Raw genomic sequence first — 13,603 nt, forward strand, 5'->3', positions numbered from 1 at the left:
GTCAGCCGAAGGCCTTCTCGATCTTGTCGATCAGGTTGCCCGCGCTGTAGTAGTCCAGCCGAAAGGTGTCCAGGCCGAGGTCGTACACCCGCTTGTCCTTGACGGCGGCCAGGTCCTTCCAGACCGGGCGCGCGGTGGCGGCGGTGATCTCCTCGGGGGTGTGGCTGACGAAGAGGAGCGAGCTGTCCTTCGCGGTGTCGGCCACCTTCTCCTGGCTGAACTCGGCGAAGTCCGAACGGCCGCCCTGCGTCTGGCCCTTGCCGGCCGGCGGTTCGAGGACGGTGAAGCCGAGCGAGGTGAGGAGCCGGCCCTGGGCGGACTCGGGGGTGAAGACGGTCATTGCGGACTGGTTGTCGCGGACGAGCGCGGCGGACTGGATCGGCACGGTGATGGCGGCCTTGACCTCGCCGACCCGCTTCTCGTGGGCGGCGACGACCTCGGTCGCACGCTTCTCCAGGCCGAGGTCCTTGCCGAGGCGGGCGGTGAGGTCCTGCCAGGAGACGTCGTCGTGGCGGTAGAGGAGGGTGGGGGCGACGACGGAGAGCTTGTCGTAGAACTTCTCGGCGTTCTCCGCGCCGGAGGAGGCGCCGATGATGAGGTCCGGCTTCAGTGCCAGTACGTTCTCCACGTCGGGCTCGAAGCCCTGGTAGGCGACCTTGACGCTGTTCTTGGCGGCGGCGTCGGACCACTGGGTGAAGAAGCCCTGCGTGTCGGTGATGACCGAGGGCGGGGTGGCCTGGGAGGCGATGACCGGGGCGTCGAGGGCCAGCAGGTGGCCGGTCATGGTGACGCTGACCGAGACGATGCGCTTGGGCTGGGCCGGGACCTTCTCCGTCGTACCGGCGTCGTGCTTCACGGAGCGGGTGGTGGCGGCCGCCTTGTCGCCGCCCTGGTCGCCCTTGGCGCTCGCGTCGGCCGCATCGCTTCCACCGCCACCGCAGGCGGTGAGCGCTAGGAGCCCGGCGACGACGACCGCCGCGCCCTTGAACCGGGTCCGAAGCTGTCTGCCGTTCATGTACGTCCCACCCCTTCGACCGCCGGGCGGGCGCGCGGCACTGCACCGCGCGAGGGCCCCCCGATGGTCACCCCACAACAACCGAAGCAAGGTTAGCCTTACCTTAGATGGGGCTAGGGGTGCGAAGGGGAGGCAATCACCGCATCCCGCCCCCCGTGATCAATTCGCAATCGTTTCCCACCTTGACCGAGACCCATCAACAGAGCGGGCGATTACGCTCCGAACCATGCCCAACAGCCCTTCCCCCACAGGCCGTACCGATGTCGTCGCCCTCACCGACCGTACGGACGACCGGCCCGTCTACGTCATCGGCGGCGGGCCCGGCGGCCTCGCCGCCGCTGCCGCGCTCCGCGACCGGGGCGTACGGGCGGTGGTCCTGGAGAAGGCGGACCGGGTCGGCGCCTCCTGGCGCGGCCACTACGACCGGCTGCACCTGCACACCACGCGGCGCTGGTCGGCGCTGCCGGGGCTGAAGATGCCGCGCAGGTTCGGGCGGTGGGTGGGCCGGGACGACGTGGTGCGGTACCTGGAGAAGTACACCGAGCACCACGAGCTGGAAGTGGTGACGGGCGTCGAGGTGAACCGGATCGACCCGGCCCCCGACGGCTCCGGCGACTGGCAGCTCACCGCGACCGGCGGCCGGGTCCTGCGGGGCCGCGCGGTCGTCGTCGCCACGGGCTTCAACCACACCCCGCGCATCCCGCAGTGGCCGGACCGCGACACGTTCACCGGGGAGCTGCTGCACGCGGCGGAGTACCGGAACCCGGCCCCGTACGCCGGCAAGGACGTCCTGGTGGTCGGCATCGGCAACACGGGGGCCGAGATCTCGGCGGACCTCGCGGAGGGCGGAGCCTCCCAGGTGCGGATCGCGGTGCGCACCGCCCCGCACATCGTGCGCCGCTCCACGGCGGGGTGGCCGGCCCAGGCGACCGGCATCCTGGTCCGCCGGCTTCCGGTGCGGCTGGTTGACCGGGCGGGGGCCGTGATGGCGCGGATCGCCGTACCGGACCTGTCGGCGCAGGGGCTGCCGCGGCCGGGGACGGGCCTGTACTCGCGGGTGCGGGAGGGGGCGATCCCGGTCCAGGACGTGGGGTTGATCGATGCGGTGAAGAACGGCACGGTGACCCCCGTGGCGGCCGTCGCCTCCTTCGACAAGGACGCGGTGGTCCTGGCCGACGGCACCCGCCTCACCCCGGACGCGGTGATCGCGGCGACCGGCTACACCCGGGCCCTGGAGCCGCTGGTGGGCCACCTGGACGTGCTGGACGCGCGGGGGCGCCCGGTCACCCACGGGGGCCGCACCCCGAAGCAGGCCCCGGGTCTCTACTTCACCGGCTTCACCAATCCGATCAGCGGGATGCTGCGCGAGATGGCCCTGGACGCCGGGAAGATCGCCAAGAGGGTGGCGCGGGCCCACTGAGGTCCGGCAGTTGCCTCTGTGGAAGGTCCTCCTGGCTACGGAAGGGCTTCCAGCCGCTCCATGTTCTCCTCGCCCCACTCACCGAGCGGGGTGAGCGCGGTGATGAGCGAGCGGCCGAACTCCGTCAGCGAGTACTCCACCTTCGGCGGCACCTGCTGGTGCACCTCGCGGTGCACCAGGCCGCTGGCCTCCAGTTCGCGCAGCTGCAGGATCAGCATGCGCTCACTGATCCCGGCCACGGTCCGGCGCAACTCGCCGAAGCGCAGGGGGCCTTCGTCGAGCCAGAACAGAATCAGGCCCTTCCACTTCCCTCCCATGACATCGATGGCGGCATCCAGTCCGCAGGTGTAACTCCGCTTCGGCATCTGCCCTCCCGGGGGCTCACCACTGACAGAACTGTGGGTACCGAACAGAATTGTAGGTACTTGCGGAAGATTCAGTGCCCTCGCAGCATGGAACAGGCGGCGCGCAGGGAGCCCACAACTCCCTTTCTCACGCCTGCCCTTCACTCCCTCTCGCTGACGCAGGAGCACCCCATGACCGAGCACCCCCGCACGCCCGTGACCGTCATCGGACTGGGCTCGATGGGCCGCGCGCTGGCCAAGGCGTACATCAAGGCCGGGCATCCGACCACCGTCTGGAACAGGACCCCGTCGAAGGGCACGCCCCTGGTGGCGCTCGGGGCCCGGCAGGCACGGACGGTCGAGGAGGCCGTGGCGGCGAGCCCTCTGGTCATCGCCTGCCTGACCACGTTCGAGTCCACCGTCCAGGCGCTGGGACCGGCCACTGCGACGATCCGGGGGCGCACCCTGGTGACCCTGAACAGCGGGTCGCCGGCCGACGCCCGCGCCATGGCCGACTGGGCGTCCGGGCACGGCGCCCGGTACCTCGGTGGGGCGGTCAAGAACGTTCCGTCCGCCGTGGGCGCCGAGGACACCCTGCTGTACTACGGCGGCGACCGGGGCGTTTTCGACGAGCACGCGGCCACCCTGCGGGTGCTGGGCGGCGACACCGTACACCTCGGCGACGACCCCGATCTCGCCGCGCTGTACGAGATGGCGGTGGGCGGCACGCTGCTGCCCGCGCTCGTCGGCTTCTTCCAGGGGGCGGCGGCGCTCCGGGCGCGTGGGCTCGGCGCCGCCTCGATGGTGCGGTTCGGCGTCAAGTGGTTCGAGATGGTCGGAGCGCTCCTTCCGGTCTTCGCCGGGGAGATCGACCGGGGCGAGTACGGCGATCCCGCGTCCTCGGTGGATCTGTTCCTCGCCGGAGCGGCCTACGACGTGGCGTTCGCCGAGGAGGCGGGGCTCGACGTGGAGTGGCACCGCCCGTTCCACGACCTGCTGCGGCGGGCCGTCGACGCCGGTCATGGGGGCCACAGCATCTCGGCCCTGACCGAGGTGCTCAGGAGCCCGGCGCACCCGGCGTAGATCACACCTGCGTGGATCGAGGCCGAAGGGTACGAGGTGGCCTTCGCGCAGTACCGGGGCGGGGCCCGGCCGCCGGCGCCCGGGTGGGCGGTCCGGACAGTCCGGAGCACAGGGCGTCTGTGCCTATCGTGGCGCCATGGACGTGTTCGACGAGCTGTTGCGGGGCGTGCGGGGCAAGGGTGCGGTGTTCGGACGGTCGGTGCTGTGGCCGCCGTACTCCCTGCGCTTCACGGACGGGGCCTACCTGACCCTGTGCCTGCCGATGCGGGGGGCCGGGTGGATCGTGCCGGAGGGCGGCGAGCCGCTGCGGCTGGCCGCCGGGGCGGCCGCGATCGTCCGGGGGCCGGCCCCGTTCACCTTCACCGACGACCCGGCGGGCGGTACGGGGGCGGGGGTACGGGAGGTGCGCTGGGGCGCCGACCCGGCGCCTGCGCCCGAACTGGCCGCCGTCCCCGGCCCGGGGGCCGAACTGGACGGGCCCACCGTGCTGCTGGCCGCCGCCTACGACGTACAGGCGCAGGTCCCCCAGCGGTTGCTGCGGGCCCTCCCGCCGGCGCTCGTCGTGCCCGACGAGGAGGACTGCGGGCCGCTGCGCGACTACCTGGCCGCCCAGATCGGCGGCGCGCGGCCCGGGTACCAGATCGTGCTGGACCGGCTGCTGGACTGGCTGCTCGTGTGCACCCTGCGGGACTGGTTCGACCGCCCGGAGGCCGAGCCGCCGGGGTGGTACGGAGCCCTGGCCGACGAGGTCGCGGGGCCCGCGCTGCGGGCGATGCACGAGGACCCGGCACACCCCTGGACGACGGCCGAGCTGGCGGCCCGGGCCGGGGTCTCGCGGACCACGCTGGCGAAGCGATTCACGGAGCTGGTCGGCGACGGCCCGGTGGCGTACCTGACCGAGTGGCGCATGGCCCTCGCCGCCGACCTGCTGACCCGCCCGGAGCTGACGGTGGCGGCGGTGGCCCGGCGGGTCGGCTACGCGGACGCGTTCGGCTTCAGCGCGGCGTTCAAGCGGCTCCGGGGCGAGAGCCCGAGCGCGTTCCGGCGCGAGGCCACGGCGAGCGGGCGCGCACCCCTCCCCGCCTCCTTGACGTCAACTTGACTTGAGGTTCTACGTTGAGCTCATCAGCCGACGACTTCAAGGAGAGCCGGTCATGACGCTCCCTCAGCTCACCGACACCGAACTCGCCGCCCAGCCTGCCGCCTACTGGACAGGCGTGGCCTACGAGGCGCTCATCGCCTTCATCCGGGAGCGGCAGGCCGAACTCGGTTTCACCCAGCCCCAGTTCTGGCTGCTGCGCAACCTGTCGGCGAACGACCTCTCCCCCGACGGCCGGGGCCTGACCGTCGCCGAGCTCCAGCAGGCCATGAGCACCTACATCCGGTTCGAGGACGACCTGGCGGCCGAGTCGGAGGTCCTGGTGGAGCGGGGCTGGCTCACCCGGGACGAGGACGGGCGGCTGTGGATCACCGAGGCGGGGGAGGAGGCCCGGGCCGGGCTCAAGCGGCACGCCCCGGGCATCCGTGCCCGCGTCCACCAGGGCATCGACGACGCCGATTACGTCACCGCCCTCAAGGTGCTGCGGCAGATGATCCGCAACACGGGTGGCAGCCCGGACTAGGCGATCCCGCCCGCCTAGTCCGGGCCCCGGCACTCCCCCCCCAGTCGCCGCTCAGCCCCAGACGCCCGCCGCCGCCGCGTCCCGGAAGACGTCGGCGACGTCGCGCGGGGGGCGGCCCAGGGCACGGCGGACGCCATCCTTCAGCGGGGCCTCCCGGCTCGTGCGGATCGGGTCCAGGCCGCCCGTCCAGAGCTCGATGTCCGTCTCCGACATGCCCTGCTCGACCAGCCCCTTCCGGAAGTCCGCCGGGTCGACCGGGACGTAGGAGGCACGCGGGCCGCCGGTCGCCTTCGCGATCTCGTCCAGGGCCTCGGCGACGCTCAGCGCGCGGGGGCCCGACAGCTCGTACACCTCGCCGTCGTGGCCGTCCTCGGTGAGCGCCGCCACCGCCACCGCCGCGATGTCGTCGGTGTCGATGTACGCCGCCTTGCCGTCCCCGACCGGGAGGACCAGTTCCCCGGCGCGTACGCCGTCGACGAAGGCGCCCTCGGTGAAGTTCTGGGTGAACCAGCCGGGGCGCAGGATCGTCCAGGCCGGGCCGGCGGAACGCACGGCCTCCTCGCCCTGGAAGTGCGGGCCCCGGTTGAGGAGGGTGTCACCGAAGTAGCCCGGCTCGTCCACGCCCCGCGCCGAGAGCAGCACGATCCGCCGCACCCCGGCCGCCACGGCCTGCTCGACGAAGGCGGGCGTCGGGGACGGCACGGCGTCCAGCGGGACGATGTAGACGGCGGCGGCCCCCTCCAGGGCGGGCGCCCAGGTGGCCGGGTCCTCCCAGTCGAACGGGGTCTCACCGGACCGGGAGGCCGCCCGCGTCTCCACCCCCAGCTCGCGGAGGCGGGCCGCCACGCGGCGGCCGGTCTTGCCGGTGCCGCCGGTCACCAGGACCGGGGACAGGGGCTGGGGGGCGGACTGTCCCGGTGTTGCGTCTGCTGTCGTTGTCATGGATCAAGCCTTGCCCGGCTCCCCCCGTCCCGCCATGGTTCAGCGTCCGGGAGGGATGTCCGACCGTCCGGCCGGTCCGACCGTCCGGCCCGGGAGAACAGTCCGAGGTCCAGGAGAAACGTCTGAGGCCCGGATCCAGGGGATCCGGGCCTCAGACGTATTCCATCAGTAGCGGGGACAGGATTTGAACCTGCGACCTCTGGGTTATGAGCCCAGCGAGCTACCGAGCTGCTCCACCCCGCGTCGGTGAACCCAACCCTACGCCACTCCGCGCCCCGCCGTGACCAGCGGCAAGCCGCCGCCCCGGGGCCGCCCGGAGCCTTTGCCTGCACGACCATTCCTGACGGGCCGTCAGTTCAGTAATCTGACAGAGCGTCAGCCAACCGCATGACCATTGAGCAGGACCATTGAGCAGGACCATCGAGCAGGACCATCGAGCAGGAGTGGCGGAACGATGCTTGGATCGACTCACGGCACCCTCACCACCGACTTCCGCGCCCGGGTGGTGGCCTGCGGCGAGGAGCCGCACGCCTCCGTCGTCAGCCTGCCCACCGCCACCCGGCAGGGCGGGCTCGATGTCAGCGGCCGGCCGCTGCACCTGGCCGTGCCCGACCTGGACCGCTTCTTCCGGCCGCGCTCCGTGGCCGTCGTCGGCGCCTCCGACACCGAGGGGCGCCCCAACACCGGCATCACCCGCCAGCTCGTCGCCTGGGCCGAGCGCGTCGGGGCGCGGCTGCACCCGGTGCACCCGGCCCGGGACGCCGTCTTCGGGCGGCCCTGCGTCCCCTCGGTCGCCGCACTGCCCGAACCCGTCGACCTGGCGGTCCTGCTGGTCGCCGACCCGCTCCCGGTGATCGAGGAGCTGGCGGAGGCCAAGGTCCCCTTCGCCGTGGCCTTCGCCTCCGGGTTCGCCGAGACCGGGGAGGCGGGCGCGGTGGCGCAGGCCCGGCTGGCGGCGGCCGTGGAGCGGTCCGGCGTACGACTGCTGGGGCCGAACACCAACCTGAACGCCTTCGAGGAGTTCCGGGACGACCTGGAGGGCCCGGCCATCGCCCTCATCACCCAGTCCGGTCACCAGGGCCGGCCCGTCTACGCCCTCCAGGAGCTGGGCATCCGGCTCTCGCACTGGGCGCCCACGGGCAACGAGGCCGATCTGGAGACCGCCGACTTCCTCGCGTACTTCGCGCAGCGCCCCGAGGTGGGGGCCATCGCCTGTTACGTGGAGGGGCTCAAGGACGGCCGCTCCTTCCTGCTCGCCGCCGACCGGGCCGCCCGCGCGGGGGTGCCGGTGGTGGCGGTGAAGGTGGGGCGTACGGAGGCCGGGGCGGAGGCCGCCGCCTCGCACACCGGGAAGCTGACCGGGGCGGACCAGGTGGTGGACGCGGCGATGCGACAGTTCGGGGTGGTCCGGGTGGACGGCCTCGACGAACTCCAGGACACCGCCGCCCTGCTGGCCCGGGCCCGGCCGCCGCAGGCCGAGGGCGTCGCCGTGTACTCCATCTCCGGCGGCACCGGCGCCCACTTCGCCGACCTGGCGACGGCCGCCGGGCTCACCCTGCCCGCCCTCTCCGCCGCCAAGCAGGACGAACTGCACACCTGGATACCCGGCTACCTCAACGTGGCCAACCCCATCGACAACGGCGGCCACCCGGTCGGCGACCACCGCGGCCGGAAGATCATCGACGCGATCCTGGCCGACCCCTCCGTGGGGGTCCTGATCTGTCCGATCACCGGTCCGTTCCCGCCCATGAGCGACCGCCTCGCCCGGGACCTCGTGGACGCGGCCGAGGCCACCGACAAGCTGGTCTGCGTGATCTGGGGCTCCCCCGTGGGCACCGAGGACGCCTACCGCACCACCCTCCTCGGCTCCTCCCGCGTCGCCACCTTCCGTACGTTCGCCAACTGCGTCACCGCCGTGAAGGCCTACCTGGACCACCACCGCTTCGCCTCCGGCTACCGCTCCCCCTTCGACGAGGCCCCCCGCACCCCCTCCCCCTCCTTCCGCAAGGCACGGGGCCTGATGCGCCCGGGGCAGCAGCTCAGCGAGCACGCGGCGAAGCAACTCCTGCGCGCGTACGGGATCCGGGTGCCGCGTGAGCAGCTGGTGACGAGCGCGGCGGGCGCCGTCCGGGCGGCCGGGCCGGTCGGCTACCCCGTCGTGATGAAGGCCTCCGGACCCCACCTCGCCCACAAGACGGAGCTGGGCCTGGTGAAGGTGGGCCTGACCTCCGCCAGCCAAGTGCGCGATGCATACCGGGAGTTGACCGATGTCGCCCGCTTCGAATCCGTCGACCTGGACGGCATCCTGGTCTGCCAGATGATCGACCGGGGCGTCGAGATGATGGTCGGCGTCACCCACGACGCCCTCTTCGGGCCGACCGTCACGGTCGGGCTCGGCGGGGTCCTGGTGGAGGTGCTGCACGACACGGCGGTACGGGTGCCTCCCTTCGGCGAGAAGGAGGCGCGGGACATGCTCGGCGAGCTGCGCGGCCGGGCCCTGCTGGCCGGTGTGCGCGGCGGGGCGCCCGTCGACGTGGACGCGCTGGTGGAGGTGGTGCTGCGGGTGCAGCGGATGGCCCTGGAGCTGGGCGACGACCTGACCGAGCTGGACATCAACCCGCTGGTGGTGCTGGGGCGCGGGCAGGGCGCGGTGGCGCTGGACGCGCTGGCGGTGTGCCGGTGAGCGCGGAACCACTGCCGGAAGCGCCCGCCTCCGTCCCGTCCACCGTCCTCCACCGCATCACCCCCGACGGCGTCTCCTGGATCACCCTCAACCGGCCCGAGGCCATGAACGCCGTCACCTGGGAGCAGCGCGAGCGGGTCATCGCCCTGCTCGCCGACGCCTCCGCCGACCCCGCCGTACGGGCCGTCGTGCTCACCGCCACCGGGCGCGGCTTCTGCGCGGGCGCCGACCTGCGCGGCGCCCCGGACCGGACCCGCGAACGGGTCCCCGGGGATGTCGCCCGGACCATCCGGCTCGGCGCGCAACGGCTCATCGCCGCCGTGCTGGACTGCGAGAAGCCGGTGATCGCCGCCGTGAACGGGACCGCCGCCGGGATCGGCGCGCATCTGGCGTTCGCCTGCGATCTGGTCCTGGCGGCCGACACGGCACGGTTCATCGAGGTCTTCGTACGCCGTGGACTCGTCCCGGACGGTGGCGGCGCCTATCTGCTGCCCCGGCTGGTGGGGCCGCAGCGAGCGAAGGAGCTGATGTTCTTCGGGGACGCCCTGACGGCGGCGGACGCGGAACGGATGGGGCTGGTCAACCGGTCGGTGCCGGAAGCCGAGTTGGCCGGTCTCGCCGCCGCGTGGGCCGGGCGGCTGGCCTGCGGGCCCACCCGGGCCATCGCGCTGACCAAGCAGCTCGTGAACGACTCGCTCACCGCCGACCGGGCCACGGCGTTCGCGGCGGAGGCGGCCGCCCAGGAGATCAACATGACGACGCGGGACGCGAACGAGGGGGTCGCCTCGTTCGTGGAGCGGCGGACTCCGGAGTACCGGGGGTACTAAGGCCTGCACTCGGCCAACGTCCGCCGGTAGGCCGCCAGTCGGGAGGTCCGGCCGATGGTCAGGGCGCCCACCAGGCGGCCGTGCAGGTGGTAGCTGACCTCCAGACGGCGGGCCTCCCGGTCGCACTCGTGGACCTTCACCGTGTCGGCGAGGGCCGGAAGGCCCACCGAGCGGAGCCGGACGCCGTGGACGTCGGACCAGAAGGAGGGCACCTCGGCGAAGACCGGGGCCGCCTCGCCCCGCAGCAGCGTACGGGCGGCCGCCGCACCCTGCTCCACCGCGCCGGACCAGTGCCCGAGGGCCGGTGCCGCGCCGCCCGCCAAGGGCTGCGGGACCCGGGCCGCGTCGCCCGCCGCGACCACACCGGGTACGGCGCTGCCGTCCGGGAACAGGGCCCGCAGCCGGGAGTCCGTACGTACTCCGCCGGCCGCCTCGATCCCCGATCCGGCCAGCCATCCGGTGGCCGGGACCGCGCCCAGGGCCAGCACGGCGACGTCGGCCGCGACGGTCCGGCCGTCGGTCAGCCGGGCCCCTGTGAGCCTGCCGTCCGGCCCGGCCCGGTACGCGGCCACCGTGGTGCCGGTGCGCAGATCGATGCCCGCCTCCCGGTGCAGCGTCCGCACGAACGCGCCGACCTCCGCACCGACCGCCCGGACCAGCGGTACGGACCCGGCCTCCACGAGGGTGACGTCGAGCCCGAGCGCCCGCCCCGCGGCGGCGACCTCGCCCCCGAGGAACCCGGCGCCGACGACGAGCAGCTTCCGCCCGGGGGTGAGCGCGGCCCGCAGCGCCGTCGCGTCGTCCCGGCCGCGCAGGGTGAACACGCCCTGCTCCGGGCCGGGTTCGCCGGGCGCGGCACCGGACCGGGCGGCGGCGCCGGTGGCGATCAGGAGGCCGTCGTAAGGGAGGCCGGTGCCGTCGGCGAGGGTGACGATCCGGCTGTACGGGTCGAGCCGGACGGCAGCCTGCCCCAGCCGCCAGCAGGCCCGGAGGCCGTCGGGGACCGGGAGCGCGGTGTCGGCGGCAGGGGGCTGCCCCGTCAGGAAGCGCTTGGAGAGCGGCGGGCGGTCGTAGGGGGCGTGTTGTTCGGCGCCGACGAGGGTCAGGTTCCCGGTGAAACCTTCGGCGCGCAGGGTCTCGGCGGCCCGCAGCCCCGCCAGCGAGGCCCCGACGATCACCACGTCGCGCGGATGGCCGGCGGCGCTCATGGGGCGGCCACGGTGATGGCCCGGACCGGGCAGGAGGCGGCGGCCTTCTCGGCGTCGGCCCGCAGCCCGTCGTCCGGCGCGGCTTCGTACAGGAGGTGATCGTCGTCGTCGAACGAGAAGATCTCGGGGGCGGCGAAGACGCAACTGCCGTGGCTCTCGCAGAGGTCCAGGTCCACGGTGATCTGCATGGTGACTCCGTCACGGGTAGGGCGCGGTAGGGCACGGGTAGGTGCGGGGCGGGGGCGCGCGTCAGGCGGCTGTCGGCGGGTTGAAGCGGGAGTAGGCGGGCGCGGACCAGCGCAGCGGGGAGGCCGACGCCACTTCCCGTACGGCGGTGATCGCGAACTCCACCAGCCGCTGGGCCCCGGGGGTGCGGGCCACCTCCTCCTCGTCCCACACCGTGCGGGCCGAGCCGGTCAGGTGCAGGGAGGTGCCGGTCTCCCAGCCGGGGACGAAGAGACCGGCGGCCGGGTTGAGTTCGAGGTTGCCGAGGGTGAGGAACATGGCGTTGCCCGCGTAGTCGGGCCAGCGCAGGAGCCGGGGCGAGAGCACCTGGACGAAGCCGGGGTTGCCGCCCCGGTGCGAGGCGTCGACGTCGCCCCGGTCGGAGGCGGTGGCGACGAAGAAGGTGTCGGCGGCCCGGAGCGTCCGCTGCTGTGCGGGGCTCAGCTCCGTGCTGTCGACGGCCTGACGGGACACCGGAGTTGCCTCGGCCGGGGGGTGGTGGTCGCGTTTCTGGATGTACTTGGGGCAGTTGGAGATGACCTGGTCGAGCTCGACGCGCAGCCCGTCGCCCTCGCGGACCGCCCGGCCGTTCATCCGCATCCGGCGCCGGGTGGCCGGTTCGATGCCGATCAGGCCGACCGGGACGGGCCCGGAGCCCGATCCGCTTCCGGCCCCGGTCAGGAGTGGGGCCAGCGGGTCCTCCGGCGCGGGCAGCGCCCCGATCCTCAGGGTGTGCGGCGCGGGCACGGTCAGGAAGCCCGGCTCCCCGGTGAGCTGGGTCGCCCAGATCCGGCCCCGCTCGTCCGTGGCCCCCGCCACCAGGTGGGGCTGCTGGGCGAGGAAGGCCACCGCCACGTCGGGGACGGTGTTGCCGATCGCGCCCCGCGCCTGTCCGGCCTGACGGGCGAAGCCCGCCCGTTCCTGCACGGCCCTCTCGCCGCGGTGGTAGCCGCCCATGGTTCTGCCTTTCACCGGGAGTGCAAGCGGTCGTCCCTGGCTGCCGCCTAGAAGAAGCCGCAGGTGGGAGCGTTGGAGGTCGGAGCGTCGGCCGGGTCGGCGCCGGTGGACGCGTAGATCTCCAGGCGGATGCCGTCGGGGTCGGTGAAGAAGATGCCGCCCGAGGTGCCGGTCTCCCCGTGCGGCACGACCCCGTCGTAGGCGAACGTGGCGCCGAGCGAGCGCAGCACCTCCTCGGTGGCCCGGATCTCCTCGACGGTGTCCACCTGGAAGGAGAGGTGGTGCAGGCCGGGCAGTGCGGGGGCGAACGCGCCCTCGCTCTGCTGCCACAGGGTCACCACGAGCCGGGAGTCCCGCCCGAGGAAGGCCCAGCGGCGGTCGCCGTCCTTGCCCTCGCCCAGCAGCTCGAAGTCGAAGACCTCGCGGTAGAAGGCGATCGAGCGGTCCAGGTCGGTGACGTTGAGGCCGATGTGGCCGGTCTGCAGGTTCTTCGCCTTGCTCATGGATCGGTCCCCACGCTTTCGGTCGGGGCCGCGAGGCCACCTCGCAACCAGTGAAAACGAATTTAAGGGTTAGAGCGAGGACCGTCAACCGGTGAAAGTCTCTTGTCCGGTTAGAATGGAGGACGCCCTTGGGCGCGCACCTAGGGACACCCCTGGGCACCCACCTCGCGACGGAAGGACCCACACCCGTGCCGAACCCCCCGGGGCCCGACCCCCGGCCGCTGACCGGCGAACCGCTCGCGCTGGACCTGCTCAACACCCGCTGGATCACCGCGGAGGGCCCGCGCGACCTGCTGGAATCCGAGGACGGCCTGGCGATCTGGCTGAACAGCGAGCCGGTGCGCACCCACACGGCCGCCCTCGCCCCGCCCGTCGGCCGCGCCACCCTGGACCGGCTGCTGGAGACCCGTACGGCGCTCGAAGCGCTGGCCGCGTCCGCCACCCGGCGGGAGCAGGCCGCGCCCTCCACCGCGGCGGCGCTCAACGAGGTGCTCTCCCACGGGCGCATCCGCCGCACCCTGGGGGCCGACGGACTGCCGGAGTCGGCGGTGGAGCTGGACGAGGAGGCCTGGGGGCCCGCCTGGTACGCGGCCGACAACTGGCTCCACCTGGTGGCCGACCGGCCCGACCGCATCCGCCCGTGCGCCAACGACGCGTGCGTCCTGCACTTCTACGACATCTCCAAGAACGGGACCCGTCGCTGGTGCTCGATGGCCGGCTGCGGCAACCGCGCGAAGGCGCAACGCCACTACGCGCGCCGCGCCGGCGCGTGAA

14 protein-coding genes and 1 tRNA gene are annotated in these 13,603 nt (G+C 73.3%); 7 read left to right on the forward strand and 8 right to left on the reverse strand.

Going from position 1 to position 13,603, the window contains the following annotated elements:
* Nucleotide 1 precedes the first annotated feature (1 nt).
* On the reverse strand, nucleotides 2-1,015 hold the full coding sequence (fepB, locus tag IF17_RS0131760; RefSeq protein ID WP_030573505.1) for a Fe2+-enterobactin ABC transporter substrate-binding protein: 1,014 nt from the start codon (nucleotides 1,013-1,015) through the stop codon (nucleotides 2-4).
* Nucleotides 1,016-1,241: 226 nt separating this feature from the next.
* Here fepB and IF17_RS0131765 point away from each other — a divergent pair, with 226 nt between their 5' ends.
* Nucleotides 1,242-2,435: a flavin-containing monooxygenase gene (locus IF17_RS0131765; protein WP_030573508.1), complete on the forward strand. Its 1,194-nt coding sequence runs from the start codon at nucleotides 1,242-1,244 to the stop codon at nucleotides 2,433-2,435.
* 35 nt (nucleotides 2,436-2,470) lie between these two features.
* Here IF17_RS0131765 and IF17_RS0131770 read toward each other — a convergent pair whose 3' ends face one another.
* A complete protein-coding gene (locus IF17_RS0131770; RefSeq protein WP_018510740.1) occupies nucleotides 2,471-2,800 on the reverse strand; it encodes a winged helix-turn-helix transcriptional regulator in 330 nt (109 codons plus the stop codon).
* 171 nt (nucleotides 2,801-2,971) lie between these two features.
* Here IF17_RS0131770 and IF17_RS0131775 point away from each other — a divergent pair, with 171 nt between their 5' ends.
* From IF17_RS0131775 to IF17_RS0131785, 3 genes are all read left to right on the forward strand, one after another.
* Complete coding sequence (locus IF17_RS0131775) at nucleotides 2,972-3,862, forward strand: NAD(P)-dependent oxidoreductase (protein WP_030573511.1); 891 nt, start codon at nucleotides 2,972-2,974, stop codon at nucleotides 3,860-3,862.
* A 136-nt stretch (nucleotides 3,863-3,998) separates the two neighbouring features.
* A complete protein-coding gene (locus tag IF17_RS0131780; protein ID WP_030573514.1) occupies nucleotides 3,999-4,964 on the forward strand; it encodes an AraC family transcriptional regulator in 966 nt (321 codons plus the stop codon).
* A 52-nt stretch (nucleotides 4,965-5,016) separates the two neighbouring features.
* Nucleotides 5,017-5,484: a MarR family winged helix-turn-helix transcriptional regulator gene (locus IF17_RS0131785; protein WP_030573517.1), complete on the forward strand. Its 468-nt coding sequence runs from the start codon at nucleotides 5,017-5,019 to the stop codon at nucleotides 5,482-5,484.
* Between the two features lie 51 nt (nucleotides 5,485-5,535).
* Here the strand turns inward: IF17_RS0131785 and IF17_RS0131790 are convergent, their stop codons facing one another.
* Together IF17_RS0131790 and IF17_RS0131795 are read right to left on the reverse strand one after the other, a co-directional pair.
* Nucleotides 5,536-6,426: an NAD(P)H-binding protein gene (locus IF17_RS0131790; RefSeq protein WP_051884178.1), complete on the reverse strand. Its 891-nt coding sequence runs from the start codon at nucleotides 6,424-6,426 to the stop codon at nucleotides 5,536-5,538.
* Between the two features lie 169 nt (nucleotides 6,427-6,595).
* A tRNA-Met gene (locus IF17_RS0131795) sits at nucleotides 6,596-6,669 on the reverse strand.
* Between the two features lie 211 nt (nucleotides 6,670-6,880).
* On the opposite strand from IF17_RS0131795, the gene IF17_RS0131800 reads away from it, so the two are divergent.
* The gene (locus tag IF17_RS0131800; protein WP_030573522.1) at nucleotides 6,881-9,109 is read left to right on the forward strand and encodes an acetate--CoA ligase family protein; all 2,229 of its coding nucleotides are present in this window, start codon (nucleotides 6,881-6,883) and stop codon (nucleotides 9,107-9,109) included.
* A complete protein-coding gene (locus IF17_RS0131805; protein WP_030573524.1) occupies nucleotides 9,100-9,936 on the forward strand; it encodes an enoyl-CoA hydratase/isomerase family protein in 837 nt (278 codons plus the stop codon). The genes IF17_RS0131800 and IF17_RS0131805 overlap by 10 nt, the downstream gene beginning before the upstream one ends.
* Here the strand turns inward: IF17_RS0131805 and IF17_RS0131810 are convergent.
* The 4 genes from IF17_RS0131810 to IF17_RS0131825 all read right to left on the reverse strand — a co-directional run bounded on the left by IF17_RS0131810 (nucleotide 9,933) and on the right by IF17_RS0131825 (nucleotide 12,829).
* Nucleotides 9,933-11,144: an NAD(P)/FAD-dependent oxidoreductase gene (locus IF17_RS0131810; protein ID WP_030573528.1), complete on the reverse strand. Its 1,212-nt coding sequence runs from the start codon at nucleotides 11,142-11,144 to the stop codon at nucleotides 9,933-9,935. The genes IF17_RS0131805 and IF17_RS0131810 overlap by 4 nt on opposite strands.
* Nucleotides 11,141-11,332 carry a ferredoxin gene (locus tag IF17_RS0131815; RefSeq protein WP_030573532.1) on the reverse strand — a complete coding sequence of 64 codons (192 nt, stop codon included), beginning with the start codon at nucleotides 11,330-11,332 and terminating at the stop codon, nucleotides 11,141-11,143. The genes IF17_RS0131810 and IF17_RS0131815 overlap by 4 nt, the downstream gene beginning before the upstream one ends.
* 61 nt (nucleotides 11,333-11,393) lie before the next feature.
* A complete protein-coding gene (locus tag IF17_RS0131820) occupies nucleotides 11,394-12,326 on the reverse strand; it encodes a pyridoxamine 5'-phosphate oxidase family protein (protein WP_030573535.1) in 933 nt (310 codons plus the stop codon).
* 47 nt (nucleotides 12,327-12,373) lie between these two features.
* Nucleotides 12,374-12,829: a VOC family protein gene (locus tag IF17_RS0131825; protein ID WP_030573537.1), complete on the reverse strand. Its 456-nt coding sequence runs from the start codon at nucleotides 12,827-12,829 to the stop codon at nucleotides 12,374-12,376.
* A gap of 188 nt (nucleotides 12,830-13,017) precedes the next feature.
* Between IF17_RS0131825 and IF17_RS0131830 the strand changes: the two genes are divergently transcribed.
* Nucleotides 13,018-13,602 (forward strand): CGNR zinc finger domain-containing protein, encoded by a 585-nt coding sequence (locus IF17_RS0131830; protein WP_030573540.1) that lies wholly within the window; start codon nucleotides 13,018-13,020, stop codon nucleotides 13,600-13,602.
* Nucleotide 13,603 lies beyond the last annotated feature (1 nt).

It is taken from the genome of Streptomyces cyaneofuscatus, assembly GCF_000718135.1.
Lineage (GTDB): Bacteria > Actinomycetota > Actinomycetes > Streptomycetales > Streptomycetaceae > Streptomyces > Streptomyces cyaneofuscatus.